Below are 22,778 nucleotides of genomic sequence, written 5' to 3' on the forward strand. Positions count from 1 at the left end.
GCCAGTCGATAATCTTGGCGGGCAGCTTGTATGTCGCCCGGGCGGCAATCTCGCGCGCCTGTTGCCAGTTGCGCGCATCGGCAGCGGCAAAGGCCTCCCGATAGAGCCGCAAGTCGCGCAACGATAACAGACCGGTTGCCAGCGGCCCCGGGGGAAGGTCGATATTTGCAGGGCGCTTTTGCGGGAGCGGGGCAGACATGACATTCAGAAGGGCAAGCTCGTCACTTTCTGGTTTCATCTGCGGTACCGGCACCAGGTCATCGCTATTCACAGCGCTGGCAGGGTCATTTTTGATCAGCTCTGCTTTCCCGCTTGCACCGGCCGACGATGAAAACAGGATCGCCGCGGTCAACAAACTCGCAATCCCCCAATACAATCGCATATAGCGCTACCAATCCGTCCTTTATTCCATGACAAATGCATTTATTTGCAGTTGCATAAGCCCTTTGAAGCATATTATCAGATAATTTTGCTAATTATGCAGGCTTTTGTTTGCGATTTCGTAAACATGATCGGACAAATTCGGAATTTTCAGAATTTCTTCTAGTTCCGTCGTCATCAGCTTTTGTCGTTGCTCGTCATAACGACGCCATTGTCCGAGCGGTGTGACCAGTCGCGCGGCAATCTGCGGGTTAGTCTTGTTGAGATCGCGGATCACGTTTGAGAGTATTTTATAGCCGCCGCCGCTCATGTCATGAAAAGCGACGGGATTGCCGGAGGCGAAGGCCCCGATTAGTGATCTTACCCGGTTGGGATTGCGCAGTGTGAAGGCAGGGTGTGACATCAGGGCGGCAACATCGTCAAGCGCGGTCTTGCGCGATGCCATCGCCTGAATGGAAAACCATTTGTCGATCACCAACGGATCCTTTTGCCATCTGTCATAAAAATCGGCGAAAACCTCATCACGGAGAGGTCCGCTTGTCTCCCCAAGACGGGAGAGCGATGCCACCGCATCTGTCATATTCCCGGTGGTGTGGTATTGCTCGGCGGCAAGCTCGAAATATTTAGGCTGTTCCGTCGCGGTCAGAAAATGCAGCGCAACATTTTTGAGCTTGCGCGCACCGCTTGCGGACCGGTTATCCTTCGCGGCTGAATTCGCACAATCGTCGTACAGCTGTTGCAAGGTATCTTCAAATTCCAGCCCGATGGTCTTGCAGATGCCGTTGCGGACCGCGTGAATGGCGTCTACATCGACAACGACCATTTTCTGGGCAATGTCCTGCTCACCCGGCAGGGAGAGCGCCGCGGCGATAAAGGCCTGGTCGAGTTCAGTGTCAGACAGGATCGCCGAAAAGGCTTTCTGGAATTGCGGGGGAAGCGGTTGTTTCTCCGTCCCCTTAAAAGTTGCGATCCGGTTCAGCAGGATATTACTCGCGAGACGCTGCCCTGCATCCCAGCGGTTGAAAAGGTCGGTATCTTTTGCGAACAGAAAGGCGAGGGCCTCATCACTGGCATTCTGACGTATCTTCACGGGCGCGGAAAGCTCCCGGAACAGGGACGCCACCGGGCGGGCTTTAAGGCCGGAAACAGTAAATTTCTGTTTATGCTCGGTGAAATTGAAGACCCCGTCATACTTGCCCTTAAACGGACCGTCCGGAAATTTTACGGGGTTGCCCGCTTCATCCAACAGCCCCATTCTGAGCGGAATATGTAACGGCTTTGAGGATTTGCCTGCTTTCGGGTTATTCTGAACGAGGGTAAGTTCGAACTCTCCGGTTTCCTCCGTATATTTTTCGGAGATGGATATTTCCGGCGTGCCCGGTGTTGTATACCAGCGGCGAAATTGGCCAAGATCAATGCCGGAGCCGTCCTCCATGGCGGCGACGAAATCCTCGGTGGTGACGGCCTCGCCATCGTGGCGATCGAAATATAGGTCCATACCCTTGCGAAAATTTTCCGGCCCCAGCAGGGTATGGATCATGCGGATAACTTCAGCACCCTTTTCATAGACAGTAGCGGTGTAGAAATTGTTTATCTCGACATAACTCTGCGGCTGGATTGGATGGGCGAGGGGGCCCGCATCTTCAGGGAACTGTGCCGCCCGCAGACCCCGCACGTCGTCAATTCTCTGCACAGCGGCAGAGTTCATGTCGGCCGAAAATTGCTGATCGCGAAAGACTGTCAGGCCTTCCTTCAGAGTCAATTGGAACCAGTCGCGGCAGGTAATGCGGTTGCCCGTCCAGTTATGAAAATATTCATGGGCGATGACGCTTTCAATGCCGTCGAAGTCCGTGTCTGTTGCCGTTTCCGGTGAAGCCAGGACATATTTGGAATTGAAGATATTGAGGCCCTTGTTTTCCATGGCGCCCATGTTGAAGTCGCTGACGGCGACAATCATGAAGATATCGAGGTCATATTCGCGGCCGAATTTCTCCTCGTCCCACTTCATGGATTTCTTGAGTGAAATCATGGCATGGTCACATTTGTCCTCATTGCCCTTTTCGACAAATATCTGCAATTTGACGTCGCGTCCTGACTGCGTCGTGAACTTGTCTTCCACACAGGCAAGATCCCCGGCGACAAGGGCGAATAAATAGGCCGGCTTAGGGTGGGGGTCATGCCAGGTGACCGACAGGCGGCCGTCATCCAGGGTCTTGCGGGATGACAAATTCCCGTTGGAGAGCATAACTGGGTATCGCGTCTCGTCGCCTATAATGGTGGTCGTGAAGACCGCCATGACGTCCGGCCGGTCAAGGAAATAGGTGATCCGGCGAAACCCTTGTGCCTCACATTGGGTACAGAAATTACCGCTCGATTTATAAAGGCCCTCCAGCGCGGTATTTTCTTGCGGCTTGAGGTCCGTGACGATTGTTAATCGGAAGTCCTGCATGTCTAGGGGAATATCAAGACGGAGATGCTTGTCCGTCTTCTCATAGGATTCCGCAGCAAGCAGGGTGCCATTCAGGGCGATGGAGACGAGATCGAGATGCGCGCCATTTAAGGTTATGTCCGGGATGCCTGGGGTGTTTCTTTCAAGTCGCAATACTGAGATGACGCGGGTAATTTCCTCCCCAAGTTCAACGGTCAGGTCGACAGTCTTGATGAGGAAATCCGGTTTTCTGTAGTCTTTGAGAAGAACCGTGGCGGGCTGTGTGGTCGTTTTGTGCAAAATGCGGGCCTTTACTGAAATGTGCTTTATCTACAAGATAAACGGATTGCGGTCATGATCAAGGGCCAAGGCGCAAGTTAGTCCAAATCAGGCAGACCCAAAAAAGCGGCATAAATTGCGCCCTGAGGGCGTCATATGCAGTTACTTCTTGCCTTGCTACACGTCATGCCTGTAAATCAGGCATTCGACGACAGCATATCTGCGATTCCCTGAGCTATCCGCGGGCTTGTCGGCGAAATTATATCTGCAAACCACAAATCGAGGTTACTGCCATGTTTAGAGGATCGATCACAGCGCTTATTACTCCCTTCGATGGAGAGCGCGTGGATGAAAAATCGTTTCAATCCTTTTGTGACTGGCAGATAAAGTCCGGAACCAAAGCCCTGGTTCCTGTCGGGACCACCGGGGAATCCCCGACCTTAAGCCACCCGGAACATGATCGTGTCGTCGAGCTGTGCATCGAGGCCGCGGGCGGCCGCGTGCCGGTGATGGCGGGCGCAGGCTCCAACAATACTGCGGAGGCCATCCGTCTTGCCAAGCATGCCAAAAAAGCGGGCGCTGATGCAGTGCTGGTCGCCATGCCCTATTACAACAAGCCGACGCAGGAAGGCATGTATGCCCATTACAAGGCGATTAATGATGCGGTTGAGATCCCGATTTATATCTATAATATCCCGGGCCGTTCCGTTGTTGACATGACGCCTGATACCATGGGTCGGCTTGCCAAGCTTGAGAATATCGTTGGCGTCAAGGATGCCACCGGCGATGTCTCCCGCGCGGCTCTGCAACGCCTGAGCTGTGGAGTTGAGTTCAACCAGCTTTGCGGGGACGACCCAATTGCGCTCGGTTATAATGCGCAAGGCGGCAATGGCTGTATTTCCGTTACGTCAAACGTGGCGCCGGATCTGGTCTCGCAAATGCAGGAGGCGAGCCTTTCAGGTGATGCCGAAACGGCGATTGAGCTTCAGGACCGTTTGATCTTGTTGCATAAGGCATTGTTTGTGGAAGCGAGCCCGGCGCCGACGAAATATGCCCTCTCGCTGCTTGGCAAATGCAAGCCGGATGTGCGTATGCCCATCATTCCCGTATTCAAGGACGAGTCGAAGCGGGAGATCGAGGCGGCGATGCGCCATGCCGGGCTTCTGAACTAGGGAGCGGGAACGGATATCACGATGGGTCGGACGATCGCTGAAAATAGGAAGGCACGCTATAACTACTTCATAAACGAAGAGTTTGAGGCGGGATTGATGCTGCTCGGTACGGAGGTCAAGAGCCTGCGGGCCGGGCGCGCCAATATTCAAGAATCCTACGCCTCCTTTGAGAATGATGGCCTGTATCTCGTGAATGCCCATATCGCCGAATATGGCCATGGCAACCGCAATAACCATGAGCCCCTGCGGCCACGACAATTGCTGATGCATAAAAAGGAAATCAACAAGATCGCCGGCCAGATCCAGAGGGCTGGAAAGACGCTTATCCCGTTGTCGATGTATTTTAACGACCGTGGTATTGTGAAGGTCAAGGTCGGGCTGGCCTCGGGCAAGAAGCAGCATGACAAGCGCGCGACCGAACGGGACCGCGACTGGAACCGTGAAAAGCAGCGGCTTTTGAAAAACACTTAGTAGCGGCGAATCACTCCATTGCTCCAAGCGGAAGGGGATGGGCGAATTCCAGGCCAAGGAAGTTATCGCGGGTCCAGACGACCCGGCTTTTCAATCCGTTAATCGCGGCATTCGAAGATTGCAGGATGAGGGAACTTCCCTCAGGCGGCTTACCGTTCAGCCAAACTCTTGCGCCGGTCCGGCTGTAGTCGACGAGGCTGACATTAACCTTAGCTTCCCCACTCACCAGAAATCCCGGCCAGTCGACGCTTTGGCGTTTGTGGCGGCGCATGTTCACGTAAGTTCCGGGCGTCGCCCTGAACACGGGGATATCGCCTTCGGACAGGCTGGCGAGTTGCCGTGGCCGGTATTTTTTGTCCCGCTCCTGACGCTCGAGCACTGATTCATGGAGCTTTTCCGGCTCGGCGTCAAAATTGGCCGAAAATTCGCGGGATACCTTTCCAACAGGGCGGTTGAAGGTCTTTTTGAATGGTAGCGGAAGCCCGAATACCTTGCGCCTGTTCATGGCGATCCGCCCGGTAACATCCGGTGCTGTCAATTCCTCCATTTTCTCCCTGTCCACATACAGGCCCGCTTCGGCCGCGCGGTCGAGCAGCCATGTCAGGGCAATATCAGACAAGCCGCTATCGCGGCGGCCGCCAACAACATTTTCGTGTGATCCGGTAAACCAGACCTGCTCCATCGCCTTCAGTTTCGGTGAATGGGTTCCTGTCCAAAGTCCCGGCTTGAAACGGCTGCGCCGCTCATCAAGCGCAATAGCCTGATAGGCCGCATCGACGTTGCTATTCAGCTTGTGGTCCGTGAACATCATCCAGCTTTCTGAAATCCGGTTCAGCCCCGGGGTTGGCAAGCCATGGCTGCCTACCGTGTCCCAGCAGCCAAGAAAGCGGATGCGCACGGGGCGCCGCGGCAATAACTCGCCCAGCGCTTGTGCCGCCGGTGATTCCAGGGCTTCCATCGGGATCTGGCTATATTCATAGGCGGTCGGCAGAAGATGGAGATTGTCCGGGGTCAATAGTCCTGCCTTGTCGATCAGGTCGGCCAGCCGCCTGAGGCTATAGGCCCCGAGGCCGGCGCCGATAAGGAAAATTTCATCGCCGTCTCGATGGTTGTTGGCGAGAAATTGATAGGCGTTAAAAATTTCCTTCTGCGTTCCCAACCCAAAGAAACGCTGCATAAAATTGCTGTAATAGGTGTCTTTCCTGTGCTCGTCGAGCAGATGCCGGATCTGCTCCCGGTTCTCCGGGTCGGTCGGGGCGACACATTGATAGGCTAGCGCCGCATTTCCCGGAACACGCCGTTTCCGGCTTCTGTATTGCGGTTTTACCCAGCAGCCATCACTGAACACAATGAGTTTTCGAGTCATAAGTCCTCTCAACTTAGTCGGATCAATTATACCAAACCGAGTGCAAAACGATACCTGCCATTTATGACAGACAATTGTTCGAGACGTATATACTCAAATTCCATTGCTATTCCCTGTCCCGATAGCCCCTCAATTTTATCGTCAATTTATGGCTTCGTCTTTTTAAAAGTCACTAAATCATGACAGGGAGGCCATATATTTGTATTTAAACAATTTTTTTGGTTGCACAAAATAATTTTATCTCATTATGATAGAATAAATAATATTTAAAACAATCAAAAAGATAAAATGCTGAATACGAGGGCTCATGGGTAAATTTTTTTACGTCAGAATGGCCGGGGTTTTCATCGTGCTGCAGATGGCTTCAGGCTGCGCAGTGGACCGCAGTACGATTCCCGTGGATCTTGCCAATAATATTTCAAATCCAGCTAAGGGTGTAAACATAAAAATCGTTTCGGTTGAGGATACGCGGGTATTCGAGTTCAAGCCGAGGACACCCAGCATACCCTCATTGTCGGAAACGGAAATCGTCAGTCCCGAGATACAGGCTCGGGCGGTCGCCCGAAAACGAAATGGCTATGGCCAGGCTTTCGGCGACGTGGTCCTGCCGGAAGGGGAGACGGTTGCCGGGGTCATGACGCGCGCCTTGACCAACGCGTTTCGCAGCGATGGCTACAGGGTTTTGAACGCCAACGATCCCGACTATAGTGAGGCTTATCCTGTCACTGTGCAAATCGTCCAGTTCTGGTCATGGATTGAATGGGGGTTTTGGCAATTGCCCCTGCATAACACTTCAGAAATTGTCCTGAAGTCTTCCGTTCGATCACTTGAGAAAAAGGTAGCGGTAAATAATGAGGTTATCGAAAATCATACGGCGATTTTTGAAAGTGACTGGCAACAGAACGTGATGCGGGGCATGGAGGAGCTATCGACGAAGGCGGTGCAGGAGTTCAGGAAAAGCGTTCAACAGCCAATGGATGTGAACAAACAGGACCTTAAAGTTCAGGCGAGTTCTTCCGCATCCTCGTAGGGGTCGAATTCACCGGGGTAGTCTTCATATTCCCTGTCTTGGCGCGGGCTGACAGCCCGTCCAACCTTCTTCTCCATATCCCTGAGTTCGATAAAGAAATCAGCTTGCCGCCGTAATTCATCGGCAATCATAGGCGGCTGCGACTTGACGGTGCTGACAACGGTGACGCGAACGCCCTGACGCTGGATTGATTCAACCAGGCGCCTGAAGTCGCCGTCACCGGAAAACAGGACCGCATGGTCAATATGTCCGGCCAGTTCCATCATGTCGATGGCAAGCTCGATATCCATATTGCCTTTATATTTGCGCCGACCTGTCGAATCCGTGAATTCCTTCGTCGGCTTTGTGACCATCGTGTAGCCATTATAATCAAGCCAGTCGACGAGGGGCCGGATGGGGGAGTATTCCTGATCCTCGATCAGGGCAGTGTAATAGAAAGCACGAACCAGTCTTCCCTGCGAGGCAAATTCGCCCAGTAACCTCTTATAGTCGATATCAAATCCGAGCGACCGAGCGGCGGCATATAAATTTGATCCATCAATAAAAAGGGCGATTCTTTCCTCGGAGTAAAAAGGCATTATATTTTCCGTTACTACTAATTTTCTACTTGCAGATCGTAATTTTTACCGTCTCCATAACAATCAATAGCAAACTTATTTGATTTACTCTAGACAAGAAATGCACCGATTTTTGCTTATTATGGTTAAATACAGGGGATAATAAGGAGTTTTTGTGATTTTTGAGCTATTATAAAATGATTTTGATTGGCCTCGGGGCAAATAAATCTCATCCGGAATACGGCCCGCCGCTGGAAACATTGACCGTTGCGATCCGCGAAATTGGCAAACGGTTCCTGATCCGTCGGCAATCGAGCTGGTATCGCTCGGCGCCTGTTCCGATGTCTGATCAGCCCTGGTTTGTCAATGGCGTGATCGCCATCGAGACAGAACTTGCGCTTGGCAACTTACTAGGTGAGTTGCATGAGATTGAAGGAAAATTTGGCCGCGAACGCAAGGAAAAATGGGGCGCACGGGTCCTGGATCTCGATATACTCGTCTATCATGATCTGGTGACCGACAATCAGGACCAGACGGCAGGACCGGTTGCGCCGCACCCGCGAGTTCAGGAACGCGCTTTTGTGCTTGCGCCGCTCGCCGAAATTGCGTCGGAGTGGCGGCATCCGCTGAACGGTCTGGGAGCGGCGGAGAGCCTGCAAAGCCTCCCGGAGCAACAGGAATTTGAGATCCTGCCATCGCTGGAAACCAGCCGGTAGATTTTATAATAGTGTCTTTGGCTGCTGGAGAGGAGACAAAATGTGGAAAAAGGACGGAAAAAACCCAAATTTCAACGGCTTTTCTATCACTTTGACTTGCTATCTTGGGTCCAAACGAATATGTAATAATTTAATTCACATACATTTGGAGTAATTGTATATGGCACGCGTCACCGTCGAAGATTGCGTAGAACGAATTCCGAACCGTTTTGAGATTGTCCTGCTGGCCGCCCGTCGTGCGCGCGCCATTGCGGCGGGTTCGATGTTGACAGTGGATCGGGACAACGACAAGAACCCCGTGGTTTCCCTCCGGGAAATTGGTGACGGGACAATTGATCTTGAGGATCTGAAGTCCAGCCTGATCCATTCCTTGCAGCGCCGGGTCGAAGTGGATGAGCCGGAAGAAGATAACATGGCGGCCCTGATGAGTTCGAGTAATGAGTGGGCCGGGGTTATTCAGGAGAATGCAGCGACCGAGACCTTCTCCGCCGAGGAAATCGATGCAACAGCGGAAGATACGACTGATGCAGAAGCGGAAGATACAATCACCGAAAGCTAAGACCGCGGGATCAAAGACCCTCCGTTTTAGATCTTCCGTCTGGAAGAGATATCAGGGGCAGTCGCACTTTTTCGTCAAGTGCGGCCGCCGGTTGTTCCCGGAAGACGAAACGCCGCCGGAGATGTACGGCCAATGCCAAACTTGTAGATGCTGATGCTGCGCCAGGTTGAACTAGTTGACCGAGTTTTAAGTTACGATCCGCAAGCAGATGAGGATCTGCTCAACCGAGCCTATATATTTACGATAAAATCCCATGGAACCCAGGTTCGCGCCTCGGGCGATCCATATTTTTCCCATCCCATTGAAGTTGCCGGTATCCTGACAGAGCTAAAGCTGGATACGGCCACCATTGTCACCGCGCTGCTCCACGACACGATTGAGGACACGGTGGCGACCCGGGAGGAAATAGAAAAGACTTTCGGCAGTGAAATCGCAGGCCTCGTCGACGGCGTGACCAAGCTGTCACGGATCGAATTACAATCCGACCAGACCAAGCAGGGCGAAAACTTCAGAAAACTTTTGCTGGCAATGTCCAACGATATCCGGGTGTTGTTGGTGAAGCTGGCTGACCGGCTTCACAATATGCGGACCCTGCATTTCATCACCAGTCCGGAAAAGCGCAAACGAATTGCCACCGAGACTATGGAGATTTATGCGCCGCTTGCCGAGCGTATCGGGATGCAGAACTTCCGTGATGATCTTGAGGACCTTGCGTTTATTGAGCTAAATAGCGAAGCCCGGAACTCGATCAAGCGCCGGCTCGAGTATTTGCGCGAAGAGGGCGAGGATATTGTTATCCGGATCGTTGACGCGCTGAAGGAAGACGTCGCCGCGGCAGGGATCACGGCGGAAATCTACGGCCGCGAGAAGCGGTTTTACTCGATCTGGCGCAAAATGGAGCGGAATAACGTCTCCTTCGAGCAACTGGCCGATATCATTGCCTTTCGCGTCGTCACCGAGTCAGTCGAGGAATGCTATCATGTCCTTGGCGTGCTGCATGCGAAATATTCCATGGTTCCGGGGCGGTTCAAAGATTATATCTCCATCCCCAAGCGCAATAACTACCGATCCATCCACACAACCGTGATTGGCCCGGAAAAACAGCGTATTGAAGTGCAGATCCGGACCCGCGAGATGCACGAGACGAATGAATATGGTGTCGCCGCGCATTGGCAATACAAGGAAAATCTGGAGAATGTGAAGGAGGGCAGGCAATATCGCTGGCTCCGTGAGCTGCTTGAAATCCTTGAAAATACTGTCGATCCGGATGAATTTTTGGAACATACCAAGCTAAGTATGTTCCAGGATCAGGTTTTTTGCTTTTCGCCAAAGGGCGATCTGATTTCCTTGCCGGCCGGCAGCAGCCCTGTTGATTTTGCCTATGCGGTCCATACGGACGTCGGTAATACCTGCGTCGGGGCAAAGATTAACGGGCGCCTTGTTCCGCTGCGAACGACGTTGCGCAACGGGGACCAGGTCGACATCCTTAGATCGAAGAACCAGACGCCATCACCCACGTGGGAAAGTTTCGTCGTCAGCGGCAAGGCACGGTCTGCCATTCGCCGTTTCACCCGGCTGAAGCAGCGTGGGCAGTATGTCGAGCTGGGCAAGGCGATCGCCGAAAAGGCATTTCGGGTTGAAGGCAAAAAATTTGCCGAAAAGGCTTTGCAGACAGCGATCAAGGTCTGGGATCAGGAAGACCTCGACGATATCTATTACATGCTCGGAAATGGTATCCGGACCGGACGCCAGTTGATCGAGGTGATATTCCCGGGTGAAACCCGACAGGGCGACTCCGAGAACGTTGTCCCGATCACCAAGGCGCGTCCTAAGCAGACCCACAAAAATAGTCACGCCATTCCAATCCGCGGCTTGATACCCGGCATGGCAATGCATCTGGCTGGCTGCTGTCATCCGTTGCCGGGGGACCGTATTGTCGGCATAGTCAGTACCGGGCGTGGGGTCACCATTCATACAATTGATTGTGATACGCTGGAACAATTTGCCGATGTTCCTGAACGCTGGCTTGACGTGTCGTGGGATGAGGAAAACCAGCAGGCGGCCCTGCCGGTCGGCCGGGTTTCGATTATCATGGCGAACGAACCGGGCGCGCTGTCCAGCATTACCTCGACTATTGCCTCGAATAAGGGCAACATCAACAACCTGACTATTGTTAATCGCAGTCAGGATTTTTTTGAAATGCGGATAGATGTTCAGGTGGCGGATGTCCGTCATCTGACGAATATAATTGCCGCGCTCCGGGCCGATCCGGTTATTAGCTCGGTGGAACGATCGACAGGTTAGTACTGAAAGAACGGGTATGCACGACGACGAAATTCTCTCCCATTTCCACGACACCGGCGCCTTGCTAGAGGGCCATTTTCTGTTGAGTTCCGGCCTGCATTCAGACCGCTACCTGCAATGCGCGAAAGTGCTGATGCATCCCGATCGGGCGGCAATCCTGTGCCGGGCGCTTGCGGATAAGGTGATTGCCGTGATGGGGTCGGATGCCGTGGATATCGTCATCGGGCCTGCCATGGGCGGTATTATCGTTGGCTATGAGCTTGCCCGCCAGCTTGGTGTCCCGGGTATCTTCACAGAGCGGGAAAATGGCGTTTTCACGCTTCGCCGGGGCTTTTCCTTAAGCCCGGGCGCGCGGGTGATCATGTCCGAGGATATCGTGACCACCGGCAAGTCGAGCCGGGAATGCATTAATGCTATTGAGGCGGCAGGCGGCAAGGTTATCGCGGCGACTTGTCTGATAGACCGCTCCAACGGGACGGTGGATGTCGGCGTTCCGCTGGTTTCGTTGATGCGCATGGCCGTCAACACCTATGACGCGGAGAACCTTCCCCCCAACCTCGCCGGGACACCGGCAATAAAGCCAGGCAGCCGCAACATCAAATAACCGAAACCGAGTATAGCCGAATGTTTTTACGCCGTAACAAACCTTCCAGGATCAAGCAGTTTTGGGATTTTTTCTGGCCCTCGATCGGGTTTAAGCGGTCATCGAGATATGTCGGATACCGGCTCGCAAGATTACGCGGGACGCCTTACAGCCTTGCCGCCGGTTTTGCCTTCGGGGCCGCTGTTTCCTTTACCCCCTTCATCGGGTTTCATTTTATCCTGAGCGCGCTGCTTGCCTGGATTTTCAGAGCAAATATTCTCGCCTCCGCGCTTGGTACCGTTGTTGGCAATCCCTGGACCTTCCCCTTCATCTGGACGTTACTGTATCGCATGGGGCACTGGATGCTCGGCCATCACGCTGGGCATGGGTCCTTCAACGAAGCGACCATGAAAATGTTTTTTGATGGCGTCTGGTCGGGAGACTGGGGCAGCGTTTCCCATATTTTCCTCAATGTCATTCACCCGATGCTGCTTGCCAGCATCCCGGTGTCAATCATCGTCTGGCTCATTTTTTTCTATCCTTTGAAGGCTTTGATCCGTAAGTTTCACGAAAAACGGGCGAAAGTGATTGGAATCGGGCGTGAGAATAACGCTATTCTGAAGTCAAAAAAGCGGAAGATTACACGCGTGAGGGAAAAATGAAGCATTTACGTCTTGGGGTAAATATTGATCATGTCGCGACAATCCGGAATGCCCGGGGCGGAGCTCATCCGGATCCGTTGCGCGCGGCAAAAATCGCAGAGGCGGCAGGCGCGGACGGGCTGACCGCCCATCTGCGTGAGGACCGGCGCCATATTGGCGATGGCGACATGACCCGCTTGATGGCGGAATTGACCATTCCGCTTAATTTCGAGATGGCGGCAACCGACGAAATGCTGGCGATCGCGCTGGCGCATAAGCCCCATGCAAGCTGCCTTGTTCCCGAAAAGCGTGAGGAACGAACAACCGAAGGTGGACTTGACGTGGCAGGAGGTCAGGAGACACTCCGACATTATGTTGAGAGCCTGAAGGCTGCGGACATACTTGTCTCGCTGTTTGTCGAGGCCGATCCAAAGCAGCTTGAGGCTGCGGCCCGGCTCGGCGCGGATATCGTTGAACTTCATGTCGGCGCCTATTGCGACACCACGGACAGCATTAAGCGCCAGAGCGAGCTCGTGCGGATCCAGCGGGCCGCGGCGCTTGCCGAGGAAATGGGAATTGAATGCCATGCCGGTCACGGGCTGACCTATGATACCGTGGGGCCCATCGCCGCTATTTCTCAATTCACGGAGCTCAATATTGGTCATTTCCTGATTGGCGAAGCTATCTTCGTCGGGCTGGAGAAGACTATCCACGAAATGCGGCGACGGATGGATGATGCCCGTCGGGCTGCGGCCTGATACGGGCAGACAGGTGGAAACAGGATTATGTCACTAATACTGGGTATCGGGAGCGATATCATCGATATTCGCCGTATCGAGAAAACCCTTGATCGGTTTGGCGATAGGTTTATCAATCGCATCTATACGGAAGTGGAAATCGCAAAATCCGAGCGGCGGCTTAACCGGGTAGAATCCTACGCCAAAAGATATGCGGCGAAAGAGGCCTGTGCAAAAGCCCTCGGAACAGGATTTCGGCGCGGCGTCTTCTGGCGCGACATGGGTGTTGTTAACATGCGGTCGGGCAGGCCGACAATGAACTTGACGGGCGGGGCACTCGAGCAGTTAAAGCGGATCACCCCGCCGGGAATGCGGGTTGAAATTCACCTGACAATAACCGACGAGCCACCGCAGGCTCAGGCATTCGTCTTGATATCGGCGATTGCCGAAAATCAGGAGTAGGCCGCGCGCGGGCCGTCTTCCGGAAAATCGGTTGCCTGCCGGGACCGTTCATGCAATTGAAGGTTTTTAAATTAGTTTGGAAGAGTTTGATGAAGGAAGAAACGATAAAGGCAAAAAGCGGAACCGGTGAAACCATCCGCACAATTATCTATGCGGTTCTGATTGCCGTCGTTATCCGGACATTTGCCTATGAGCCGTTTAAAATTCCATCCGAATCGATGTTGCCGACCTTGATGATTGGGGATTATTTGTTCGTATCCAAATTCTCCTACGGGTATAGCCGTCATTCCTTTCCATTCAGTATCGCCCCGATTTCCGGGCGGATTTTCGCAGATCTGCCGGAACGCGGCGATGTTGCCGTGTTTAAAAAGCCTATTGGCGAACCTGTCGATTATATCAAGCGGATTATGGGCCTTCCTGGCGACAAGCTGCAAATGATCAATGGCGTACTGAATATCAACGGTGAGCCGGTCAAACGGGAAAAGGTGGAGGATTTTGTTGATCGTGACCGCTTCGGCAATATCCGTCGCGTGGCTCAGTACCGCGAGACGCTCGACAGTGGCCGGACCTATTTAACGCTTGATGAAACGGTACAGGGCCTGATGGATAACACGGATGTTTATACGGTCCCCGAAGGCCATGTGTTTGCCATGGGAGATAACCGGGATAACTCGACTGACAGCCGCTTTCTGAACCATGTCGGCTATATCCCGGTGGAAAATCTGGTTGGGCGCGCCGAGATCCTCTTCATGTCCCTCGACGGCAGTGCCGAATGGTATGAAATCTGGAAATATCCTATGGCGATCCGGTGGAGCCGTATTTTTACACCTTTGAGTTGATGACTGAGCATTCCGAAAGTCTCGCTGCGCTAATGATCCTGCTGGGGCATGATTTCAAGGACGAGAACCTGCTGACCGCGGCCCTTACCCATTCCTCGATCACCAAGGGAAAGGGCAGGGGAGGCACGCCTCAGGCGGACTATGACCGGCTTGAGTTTCTGGGCGACCGTGTTCTCGGTCTCATTATCAGTGAGGAACTGTTCAAGCGGTACAATACTGCGGAGGCAGGACAGCTTTCCCGCCGCTATAATTCGCAAGTACGCCGTGAAACGCTAGCTGATATCGCGGAAACAATGGGCCTTGCCAAGTATATCCGGATGGCCGACGATCTCGCCGCGGCGGGCGGCCGGCAAAACCCAGCGATCCTTGAGGATGTCACGGAGGCCGTGATTGCCGCCCTGTATCTTGATGGCGGTATGCGGGCCGCAAAAAAATTCATTAAATCGCAATGGTGGCCGCGATTTGATCTTAAGGATGCGTCCCGAAAGGATGCAAAATCGGCGTTGCAGGAATGGTTAGCAAAAGCTGGTAAGTCACCACCGATATATTCGATAACCGCGGAAACCGGTCCGGACCATAACCGGAAATTCAAGGTTGCGGTTACGGTTGAGGACCATGCTCCTGCGGAAGGGGCTGGCGCGTCTAAACGCGCGGCAGAACAAAAGGCCGCAGCTAAAATGTTGAAGGATTTGCAAGGTGAATGAAAGCCAGCCGGATGACGATATGACACGCTGTGGATACGTGGCCCTGGTCGGGGCGCCAAATGCGGGAAAATCGACGCTTCTCAACCAGCTTGTCGGGGCAAAGATTGCAATTGTCACCCCCAAGGTGCAAACAACCCGCGCCCGCGTAACCGCCATTGCCATCGAGGATCAGAGCCAGTTAATCTTTGTCGATACGCCGGGCATTTTCAAGCCGACCCGCCGGCTTGAGAAGGCCATGGTCAATGCCGCCTGGAGTGGGGCGGAGGATGCGGACCGGATCGTGCTGATTGTCGATGCGGTCAAAGGCATCACCAAGGATGTGGAGCGTATTATCGCCGGGCTGCGGAAATATAACCGCCGGGCGCATGTTATTCTCAACAAGATCGATATTCTGAAACGCGATAGCTTGCTCGGGCTCGCCCAGCGCTTGTCGGAGCAGGAGGTTTTCGATGAGATTTTCATGATTTCCGCCCTTAAAGGGGATGGTGTCGCCGAATTGCGGGCCGCCCTCGCGGCGGAAATGCCGGCGGGCCCGTGGCTGTACCCTGAGGATCAGCTGGCCCTCGCGCCGATGCGGCAATTGGCGGCTGAAATCACGCGCGAAAAGCTGTTTTTGCGCATGAATCAGGAATTGCCTTATTCCCTGACCGTGGAAACCGAAAGCTGGGAAGAGCGGAAAGATGGTTCCATTAAAATTCAGCAGGTCATTTATGTCTCTCGTGCCAATTACAAACCTATGGTTCTGGGCAAAGGCGGGCAGACGATCAAGAAAATCGGCGCGATGGCCCGCGAGGAATTGGAGGCCAGCCTGGAATGCCGGGTCCACCTGTTTCTGTTCGTCAAGGTCAGGGAAAAATGGCTCGATGATCCGGAACGATACCGGGAAATGGGCCTTGATTTTCCGAAGGACGACTAAAAAGGACACTCCAGCCGTAAAAAACCTTCCTATAATCCAGCTAGAACCGGTGCCTGCGACATGCTTGCACCGGTTTTTCTGTTAACGGGTCGCAAAAAATAAACTCGGAAACAAAAAATTAACCTACTGCCTTTCATTATGGCTTCGTAATACATGCGTGAAGTATTCGAAATTGGTTTTTTAAGTCGTTACTTGTTGATTTATGGGGACTGAAGATGATGGCTAACCTTAACGTGAACTATATTGAAAAGCATTTGCAAAGTGCGGATGCGGGCATTCCGGATGAACAGTACCGGGCAGGCCTTCTTTTTTCTACCGGGGACGGGGTGCCGCAGGATCTGATAACCGCTCATAAATGGTTCAATCTGGCGGCCATGAACGGAGTTACAGCGGCGCGCGAGAACCGGGCGGAAATTTCAATGGATATGTCGGCACAGGAGATCGCCCGGGCCCAGAGGATGGCCCGTGAATGGATTGCACGGCGATAAGCCTTATCCTCGCCGTCATCCGCTTGCATGGGGGGTGAATTCCGGCCGATGCCTTTATATCCGATGCAGAACCGTGATTTTCCGGAAACCGGCCACAAAAGCTTTGACAGGCCACCAAAATCTGCGATATTGCCGCCTCCGGTGAGGTGGCCGAGTGGCTTAAGGCGCATCCCTGCTAAGGATGAATAGGGGCAACTCTATCGTGGGTTCGAATCCCACCCTCACCGCCACGCACTCCCGACAACCTGTCTCCGATCCCGCTCGTTGCGTGCAACCCCCCGTAACAGGGCGAACTTTCACCGCCAATCCCAATCTTGCCGGCGTCTCCGGACCGTTAGATAACGGTTCTACAGGGGCAAATTGCTGCCCCGTCTCCGGCCGTCTGATGGCAGGGTGAGTTTGGCGTTAACAGGGCGTTAACAGGGAATTTTTTAAAAAAATGCCAAATAACAGGGTAAAATGACCTCCTGTACGCGAGAGACCTATAATTTTATCCAGTAAATTCAAAGCTTTATGGTCGTAAAATGCCACTTTCCTGTTAATTGCTCATAACAGGTCGATTAAGCACCATAACAGGCCCTGTTATGGTCATTAACAGGTGATTTTAACGCATTAACAGGTGACTTAAGAGTTTTCCTGATCGGGGGATTAAGTCGGTTTCAACCCGCTGTTGCGATCCCGAAGAGACGACGCTGGTCCGCCCAGAGCAGCGGGATCTCGCCCTTCATAAGAACGGCCAGCGTCAGGGTGTGCGGATGTCGCCCCTCGAGGATGGCGCGCTGGATTTCGGGCGCGAGAAACGCCAGCCGGACCAGTTGGCGCCGCCAGGGTGTCGTGGGGGATGTTTGCAGGATTGGCCCGTTCTTTGACGAGTATTCAATCATGGCATGGGCGGTACGCAGCGCCCTGATCAGGGACGGGTCCGGTTGTGTCGCGTTTTGATCACCGGCGACAATTTCAACCCTGCCGCCGCGCGTCTGCATCCGCCAGGGCAGGGTCAGCCGCAAGCATTCCGGTTCGGCGGGATCGGGCACGGCCCGCTCACCGGGATCAAGATTGCCATTGACCTTGTTGATAAGGTTAAGCGGCAACAGAACCTCGACACTCTCTGCATGGATCTCGACGCGGCTCGCAAGCTTGAGTGGATCCTCCTGCAGGGCAGGGAGAAGGCGTGTCATCGCTTTCAGTAACCGGGCCTCCAGCGTTGCCGCAGAAACCCGCCGCGGCGCGTCGTCTTGCGGATTGCGCTTTACCCCGCGCTGTAAAGGTGCCGACACATAATAGCGATACAGACGGCCGCTGCGCCCATAAGCGAATGTCGGCGACATCGGCTGACCGTCGGTATCAACAATGCGCCCCGCCAGCGGCGAGCGGGCAACCTGCACGCCGGTCGCCTTGCGGCGGCGGGCATTGGTATCAAGCCGCTGCTGCACGGCCGAGAACAACTCCGCATCAATAATGGCGTCATGCAGGCCGGGATGGGACTGGTCCTTGTGCGGCACTTCGCCGAGATAGGCGCGATTACGCAAGAGATAATAGAGCGCCCCGCGATTCAGAGGGCGGCCACCAATGGATCTGCCGGCGAGGGTCGTGCGGGCCTTTGAGTGGATATTCTGCCTCTCAAGCTGGCGCACGAGGGCATGGACGGAATTGATCTGCAAATAGGTTGTGAAGATCAGGCGGACTATGTCCGCTTCGGTGTCATTTACCCGTAATGTATGAGAGCCCGCTTCCGGCAAGTCATAGCCAAGTGGGGGATGACCGCCCATCCACATGCCCTTCTTCTTGGAGGCGGCGATCTTGTCGCGGATCCGCTCTCCGGTTACCTCGCGCTCGAACTGGGCAAAGGAGAGCAGCACATTGAGTGTCAACCGTCCCATGCTGGAGGTGGTGTTGAAGGATTGCGTGACGCTGACAAAACTGACGTCATGACATTCGAACAGCTCCACCATGCGGGCAAAGTCGGCAAGCGAGCGTGTCAGCCGGTCGATCTTGTAGACGACCACGATATCGACGTGTCCCGAAGAGATATCGGTGAGGAGCTGCTTGAGCCCGGGGCGCTCCATACTGCCGCCGGAATACCCGCCGTCGTCATAGCGGGCAGGGAGGGGACGCCAGCCTTCACTGGCCTGGCTCTTGATATAGGATGCGCAGGCCTCACGCTGGGCATCGAGGCTGTTAAAACTTTGCTCGAGCCCTTCTTCGGAGCTCTTGCGGGTATAGAGCGCGCAGCGCCGGAGGGGCGGCTTCATGGGGTGCTCTCACGAAGTCCAAAGAAGCGCGGGCCGTTCCAGCGGGTCCCGGTTGCCGCCCGGGCAATGGCCGAGAGGCTCGGGTATGTTTTATCTTCCCAGCGAAAGCCATCCGCCGCAACCACGACCTCGATCCGGCGGCCCTGCCAGTCGCGGCGCAGGATGGCGCCATCGCCAAGGGCACGGCCTTCGGGCGCAATGGTCCCGCGCCGGGTGAGCAGGCGGCGGGTCTCGGGAAGGATTCCGCCCAGAGCTTCTGCCTGCAGCCGCCAGGCCAGCATCAGGCGTAGCAGATCCGGCGAGCGCAGCTTGGGTGGTGGCCCGATGCGGGCGGCCCAGAGGGGGCACGCAGGTCCTCCAGCCCAAGCGTCTCCAAGGCCCTGATCTCGGCATCCATGTCAGATACGCCTTTCATTGTGACGCTCCGATCCGGTAGCGGCGGACCCCGTCGATCTTCTCAGAGGTAATCGAATGGCCTTTCTTCTTCAGAGCGCCGGCAATGGCCCCGCGCACTGAATGCGCCTGCCATCCGGTGGCGGTGCAAAGCTCAGTAAGACTGGCACCGTCCTTCCGCCCGAGACGTTTAACGATCTGTTCAAGTTTGGTAGAGGCCATGGATGTGGGTTGGGGGGTGGCTGTGATGCTTGTTTTGTTGCGCTTACGACTCAATGAATTGGGTTTTTGAGATGTCATGGATCTCTCCTCCGGTTATCGGGCGGAACAGTTCCGCCCGTACCGACAACAGCCCGGCAAACGGGCGCAACGACAGTGACGCTCGTTTGCGCCCCAAAGTCCAGCCCTTCCAAACGTTGGTATATTGGGGGGCTGGAAGGCGTTATATTCATCTCCAACATGACCGTTTTTGGTGCAAATAAGGGATTGGATGTAAGAAATGAGTGAAGGATCTGACATTAAGAGCCAGCTGACTCTTATCTACCGGCCGGTCAGTGATCTGGTGCCTGATCCCCGGAATGCCCGCACCCATTCAAAGAAACAGATCGAGCAGATCAAAGCCTCGATTGCCGCGTTCGGCTTTACCAATCCGATCCTTGCTGACCCAGACGGCCATCTGATCGCGGGGCATGGCCGGTTACTTGCGGCGAAGGCAATGGGCCTTGATGAAGTGCCGGTGATTACGCTGTCAGGTCTTACGGAGATCCAGAAGCGCGCGCTCCGGCTGGCCGACAACAAGATCGCGCTGAATGCCGGCTGGGATGTCGAAATCCTCAAGCTGGAACTCTCCGAGCTCGCAAGTCTTGATGTCGATATGGACGTGACCCTGACCGGGTTCTCCACCGGCGAGATCGATGTGATCCTGAAAGATCAGGACGATCCCGACGATGAGGTCATTCCCGCCGTCCCGGAAACCCCGCGGACCCAACCTGGCGACATCTGGAGTTTGGGCGATCACCGTATCGGCTGTGGCGATGGTCGTGACCTTGCGTTTTTACAAAAGGTCGTCGGAGCGGATACACCTGTCGATGCGGCCTTTCTTGATCCGCCCTATAATGTCCGGATCAGCGGACATGCGAACGCCGCCGGCCGGCACCGTGAGTTCGCCATGGCCGCGGGCGAGATGACAACCCTTGAGTTCCGGACGTTCCTCACAGAAACACTCGGCGCCTGCGCGCGCGTCTCGCGCGACGGGGCCGTTCATTTTATCTGCATGGACTGGCGGCATATGGACGATGTGACCGCTGTTGCCCGTGATGTCTATGGCGACTTCCTCAACCTCTGTGTCTGGAACAAGTCCAACGCCGGCATGGGCTCGCTGTACCGCTCCAAACATGAACTGGTGTTTGTCTACCGGGTCGGGGAGGCGGCGCACTTGAACATGGTCGAACTTGGCAAGCATGGTCGCAATAGGACCAATGTCTGGGACTATGCCTCGGTCAATTCGTTCCGCGGCAGCCGGAGAGAAGATCTTGCGCTGCATCCCACGGTCAAGCCGACGGGGCTGGTGGCGGACGCCATCAAGGATGTCACCCGCCACGGTGATCTAGTCCTTGATATCTTCCTGGGCTCGGGCACGACCCTGATTGCCGCCGAGCGGACAGGTCGCCGGTTCCGGGGTGTTGAGATTGATCCTGCCTATGTCGATGTTACCCTCGCGCGATGGTCAGCGCTGACGGGGAAGGAGCCCCGTCTTGAGACGGGGGAGGGGCTGAATGAGCGATAAACCCACAAGAGGAAGACCGCCCGTCTCGGGGCGGTTTAAGCCGGGCCATAGCGGCAATCGCAAGGGCCGCCCGAAATCCAGAGCAAAGCCGCAGACGTCGCCCGCCATAGAAGTGATATTGGACAAGACCCTGACGGTCACCCGGAACGGGGTCCTGCGGGAGATCACTGTGGAAGAGGCGCTGCAGCAAGGCGTCTTGCAGGACGCAATAGAGGGCAATCGATCAGCACAACGCGAGGTGCTGAAATGGATTATAAAGCGCGACACATATCTTGCGGCGGAGAACCGGCGGAAATCGCCAAAGGGCGCGACCACTCTTCAATCGGATGACCCGGGTAATGCAGATGATGCCCTTTTGCTGCTCGAGATTACAGACCTTGATCCGACGCATGAGGATTATCACGAACCTCGACCCCAAATGCTGCTGGAGCCCTGGGCGGTGCAGGCGGCCCTGAGCCGGCGCCGCGGCGGTAAGAAACTGACCAAAAATGATCTCTCCGAGATCCGGCGCTGTACACGCGATCCGGATAGTCTGCATTGGCCAAGAGGAACGGACGAATGACTGGCGATGGAAACGGAAATGACAGCGGCGTTGGCTACAGACAACCACCTGCCGCGACACGGTTTAAAAAGGGCCGGAGCGGCAATCCAAAGGGACGGCCACGGGGGCGTTACAAGGAAACTCCCTATGAAGCAGTATTGGGGCAGAGGGTGACGATCCGCGAGGAGGGCATCGAGCGAAAGGTCACGGCAGCGGAGGCGTTCCTGCTGCAGCTTGCCAGGCGTGGGCTTGAAGGTGACACAACGGCGGCCCGCAATACCATGACGGCGATTGCAGAGGGGAAAAGCGAGCAAGCCGTCGACTCACTTCAGTTCGCCAGGTTTGTCACAATTTTTGTCTCGCCTGGCAGCGTCAATACAGCGCTCCAACCGTTGCGTATGGCAAAGAAGCTCGATCCGTACCGGGATACTGCCCGGATGGCACTGGAGCCCTGGATTGTCGAGGCCGCCCTGACACGCCTCGGAGAGCGGCATCTCACCCGTGAGGAGCAGCGCACGGTCCTGCAGGCAACCCGCACGCCCCGGAAGGTGAAATGGCCAGATTGGTGGGAGGTGTTACCGTAGGGAGGGCAGGCTCATAGCCTCAAGGTTTCAGGTTCGAATTCTGCCCCCGCAACCAAATTAAACGCCGCTTTCCCATTGGGTTGGCGGTGTTTCTACGCTAACAGACATCCCCGATAAATCATCACTGGAAGCATATAGGAAGCAAATGAATGGGCTTCGTTTTATATCATAAGATTTGTGCAGCAGAACATATTTACACTGAATACTCGCAATGTGTTCGAACGAAATGACAATTTTGTAGATTCTGGAACTTTAAATGTAACGCCACCATGTGGCACTGGAGATATTGCTAATGCTGGTTTGGGTTAATCCTGTGTCCATTCCCTCCTCAAGACTCTTCTTAATCTGATTTCCTTTTGGACTTCCGACATCGTGGACTTCATAAATCACGCCAGTGGGGGTCTTCTCAAATCTTGCATAGGGGTCTTCGAATTCCTTCAGTTCAGGTATCTCTAGTTTGATTGTATTCTTGTTTCCGTGAGCTTGAGCTGGATTAAGCCCGTGCACGGTTCCAGATTGCACGCTCACAACACTATCAATACCCTTGAAGAACTTCTCCGATACGCGAAACGGAATTTGTGTTTGAGTA

Annotated in this window: 25 protein-coding genes and 1 tRNA gene; 18 read left to right on the plus strand and 8 right to left on the minus strand. The window is 54.5% G+C overall.

The window, feature by feature from the left end; translation table 11 throughout:
- Together ACESNI_RS04355 and pepN are read right to left on the minus strand one after the other, a co-directional pair.
- Positions 1-382: hypothetical protein (locus ACESNI_RS04355; RefSeq protein WP_373085252.1), on the minus strand; the 382-nt coding region annotated here is incomplete at its 3' end.
- A 90-nt stretch (positions 383-472) separates the two neighbouring features.
- Complete coding sequence (gene pepN, locus ACESNI_RS04360) at positions 473-3,109, minus strand: aminopeptidase N (RefSeq protein ID WP_373085253.1); 2,637 nt, start codon at positions 3,107-3,109, stop codon at positions 473-475.
- A 272-nt stretch (positions 3,110-3,381) separates the two neighbouring features.
- Between pepN and dapA the strand changes: the two genes are divergently transcribed.
- Positions 3,382-4,260, plus strand: a complete 879-nt coding sequence (dapA, locus tag ACESNI_RS04365) for a 4-hydroxy-tetrahydrodipicolinate synthase (protein ID WP_373085254.1) — start codon at positions 3,382-3,384, stop codon at positions 4,258-4,260.
- Between the two features lie 21 nt (positions 4,261-4,281).
- Entirely contained in the window at positions 4,282-4,731 is a 450-nt protein-coding gene (smpB, locus tag ACESNI_RS04370; RefSeq protein WP_373085255.1) for an SsrA-binding protein SmpB, read from the plus strand.
- Positions 4,732-4,741: 10 nt separating this feature from the next.
- Here the strand turns inward: smpB and ACESNI_RS04375 are convergent, their stop codons facing one another.
- Positions 4,742-6,097 (minus strand): phospholipase effector Tle1 domain-containing protein, encoded by a 1,356-nt coding sequence (locus tag ACESNI_RS04375; protein ID WP_373085256.1) that lies wholly within the window; start codon positions 6,095-6,097, stop codon positions 4,742-4,744.
- Between the two features lie 307 nt (positions 6,098-6,404).
- Here ACESNI_RS04375 and ACESNI_RS04380 point away from each other — a divergent pair, with 307 nt between their 5' ends.
- Positions 6,405-7,127: a hypothetical protein gene (locus ACESNI_RS04380; protein WP_373085257.1), complete on the plus strand. Its 723-nt coding sequence runs from the start codon at positions 6,405-6,407 to the stop codon at positions 7,125-7,127.
- Here the strand turns inward: ACESNI_RS04380 and ACESNI_RS04385 are convergent.
- Positions 7,100-7,705 carry an NYN domain-containing protein gene (locus ACESNI_RS04385; protein ID WP_373085258.1) on the minus strand — a complete coding sequence of 202 codons (606 nt, stop codon included), beginning with the start codon at positions 7,703-7,705 and terminating at the stop codon, positions 7,100-7,102. The genes ACESNI_RS04380 and ACESNI_RS04385 overlap by 28 nt on opposite strands.
- A gap of 161 nt (positions 7,706-7,866) precedes the next feature.
- Here ACESNI_RS04385 and folK point away from each other — a divergent pair, with 161 nt between their 5' ends.
- The 12 genes from folK to ACESNI_RS04445 all read left to right on the plus strand — a co-directional run bounded on the left by folK (position 7,867) and on the right by ACESNI_RS04445 (position 16,863).
- Positions 7,867-8,400: a 2-amino-4-hydroxy-6-hydroxymethyldihydropteridine diphosphokinase gene (gene folK, locus ACESNI_RS04390; RefSeq protein WP_373085259.1), complete on the plus strand. Its 534-nt coding sequence runs from the start codon at positions 7,867-7,869 to the stop codon at positions 8,398-8,400.
- A 160-nt stretch (positions 8,401-8,560) separates the two neighbouring features.
- Positions 8,561-8,959, plus strand: coding sequence for a DNA-directed RNA polymerase subunit omega (gene rpoZ, locus ACESNI_RS04395; protein ID WP_373085260.1), 399 nt, complete (start codon positions 8,561-8,563; stop codon positions 8,957-8,959).
- A gap of 153 nt (positions 8,960-9,112) precedes the next feature.
- On the plus strand, positions 9,113-11,263 hold the full coding sequence (locus ACESNI_RS04400) for a bifunctional (p)ppGpp synthetase/guanosine-3',5'-bis(diphosphate) 3'-pyrophosphohydrolase (protein WP_373085261.1): 2,151 nt from the start codon (positions 9,113-9,115) through the stop codon (positions 11,261-11,263).
- Between the two features lie 16 nt (positions 11,264-11,279).
- Entirely contained in the window at positions 11,280-11,867 is a 588-nt protein-coding gene (gene pyrE, locus ACESNI_RS04405; RefSeq protein WP_373085262.1) for an orotate phosphoribosyltransferase, read from the plus strand.
- 20 nt (positions 11,868-11,887) lie between these two features.
- The gene (locus ACESNI_RS04410) at positions 11,888-12,508 is read left to right on the plus strand and encodes a DUF2062 domain-containing protein (protein WP_373085263.1); all 621 of its coding nucleotides are present in this window, start codon (positions 11,888-11,890) and stop codon (positions 12,506-12,508) included.
- Positions 12,505-13,245, plus strand: a complete 741-nt coding sequence (locus ACESNI_RS04415) for a pyridoxine 5'-phosphate synthase (protein WP_373085264.1) — start codon at positions 12,505-12,507, stop codon at positions 13,243-13,245. Before ACESNI_RS04410 ends, ACESNI_RS04415 begins: the two co-directional genes overlap by 4 nt.
- Before the next feature lie 27 nt (positions 13,246-13,272).
- Positions 13,273-13,686, plus strand: coding sequence for a holo-ACP synthase (gene acpS / locus ACESNI_RS04420; protein ID WP_373085265.1), 414 nt, complete (start codon positions 13,273-13,275; stop codon positions 13,684-13,686).
- An 89-nt stretch (positions 13,687-13,775) separates the two neighbouring features.
- Positions 13,776-14,525, plus strand: coding sequence for a signal peptidase I (lepB, locus tag ACESNI_RS04425; RefSeq protein WP_373085266.1), 750 nt, complete (start codon positions 13,776-13,778; stop codon positions 14,523-14,525).
- Positions 14,525-15,229, plus strand: coding sequence for a ribonuclease III (gene rnc, locus ACESNI_RS04430; RefSeq protein ID WP_373085268.1), 705 nt, complete (start codon positions 14,525-14,527; stop codon positions 15,227-15,229). The genes lepB and rnc overlap by 1 nt, the downstream gene beginning before the upstream one ends.
- Before the next feature lie 19 nt (positions 15,230-15,248).
- Positions 15,249-16,145 (plus strand): GTPase Era, encoded by an 897-nt coding sequence (gene era / locus ACESNI_RS04435; RefSeq protein ID WP_373085276.1) that lies wholly within the window; start codon positions 15,249-15,251, stop codon positions 16,143-16,145.
- A gap of 215 nt (positions 16,146-16,360) precedes the next feature.
- Positions 16,361-16,633: a hypothetical protein gene (locus ACESNI_RS04440; protein ID WP_373085269.1), complete on the plus strand. Its 273-nt coding sequence runs from the start codon at positions 16,361-16,363 to the stop codon at positions 16,631-16,633.
- 140 nt (positions 16,634-16,773) lie between these two features.
- Positions 16,774-16,863 (plus strand) — tRNA-Ser (locus ACESNI_RS04445).
- Positions 16,864-17,292: 429 nt separating this feature from the next.
- Here ACESNI_RS04445 and ACESNI_RS04450 read toward each other — a convergent pair.
- The 3 genes from ACESNI_RS04450 to ACESNI_RS04460 form a co-directional block, all read right to left on the minus strand.
- Entirely contained in the window at positions 17,293-18,885 is a 1,593-nt protein-coding gene (locus ACESNI_RS04450) for a recombinase family protein (protein ID WP_373085270.1), read from the minus strand.
- Complete coding sequence (locus ACESNI_RS04455) at positions 18,882-19,211, minus strand: DUF2924 domain-containing protein (RefSeq protein WP_373085278.1); 330 nt, start codon at positions 19,209-19,211, stop codon at positions 18,882-18,884. The genes ACESNI_RS04450 and ACESNI_RS04455 overlap by 4 nt, the downstream gene beginning before the upstream one ends.
- 85 nt (positions 19,212-19,296) lie before the next feature.
- Complete coding sequence (locus tag ACESNI_RS04460; RefSeq protein WP_373085271.1) at positions 19,297-19,578, minus strand: DUF3489 domain-containing protein; 282 nt, start codon at positions 19,576-19,578, stop codon at positions 19,297-19,299.
- 199 nt (positions 19,579-19,777) lie between these two features.
- On the opposite strand from ACESNI_RS04460, the gene ACESNI_RS04465 reads away from it, so the two are divergent.
- Genes ACESNI_RS04465 through ACESNI_RS04475 form a run of 3 tightly spaced genes read left to right on the plus strand, consistent with a single transcriptional unit; the run spans position 19,778 to position 22,189 of the window.
- Positions 19,778-21,064: a site-specific DNA-methyltransferase gene (locus ACESNI_RS04465; protein ID WP_373085272.1), complete on the plus strand. Its 1,287-nt coding sequence runs from the start codon at positions 19,778-19,780 to the stop codon at positions 21,062-21,064.
- Positions 21,054-21,626 carry a DUF5681 domain-containing protein gene (locus tag ACESNI_RS04470; RefSeq protein WP_373085273.1) on the plus strand — a complete coding sequence of 191 codons (573 nt, stop codon included), beginning with the start codon at positions 21,054-21,056 and terminating at the stop codon, positions 21,624-21,626. Before ACESNI_RS04465 ends, ACESNI_RS04470 begins: the two co-directional genes overlap by 11 nt.
- Positions 21,623-22,189, plus strand: coding sequence for a DUF5681 domain-containing protein (locus ACESNI_RS04475; RefSeq protein WP_373085274.1), 567 nt, complete (start codon positions 21,623-21,625; stop codon positions 22,187-22,189). The genes ACESNI_RS04470 and ACESNI_RS04475 overlap by 4 nt, the downstream gene beginning before the upstream one ends.
- A 252-nt stretch (positions 22,190-22,441) precedes the next feature.
- Here ACESNI_RS04475 and ACESNI_RS04480 read toward each other — a convergent pair.
- Positions 22,442-22,778: hypothetical protein (locus ACESNI_RS04480; RefSeq protein WP_373085275.1), on the minus strand; the 337-nt coding region annotated here is incomplete at its 5' end.

Origin of the sequence: Sneathiella sp. (assembly GCF_041689005.1) — a bacterium.
GTDB lineage: Bacteria > Pseudomonadota > Alphaproteobacteria > Sneathiellales > Sneathiellaceae > Sneathiella.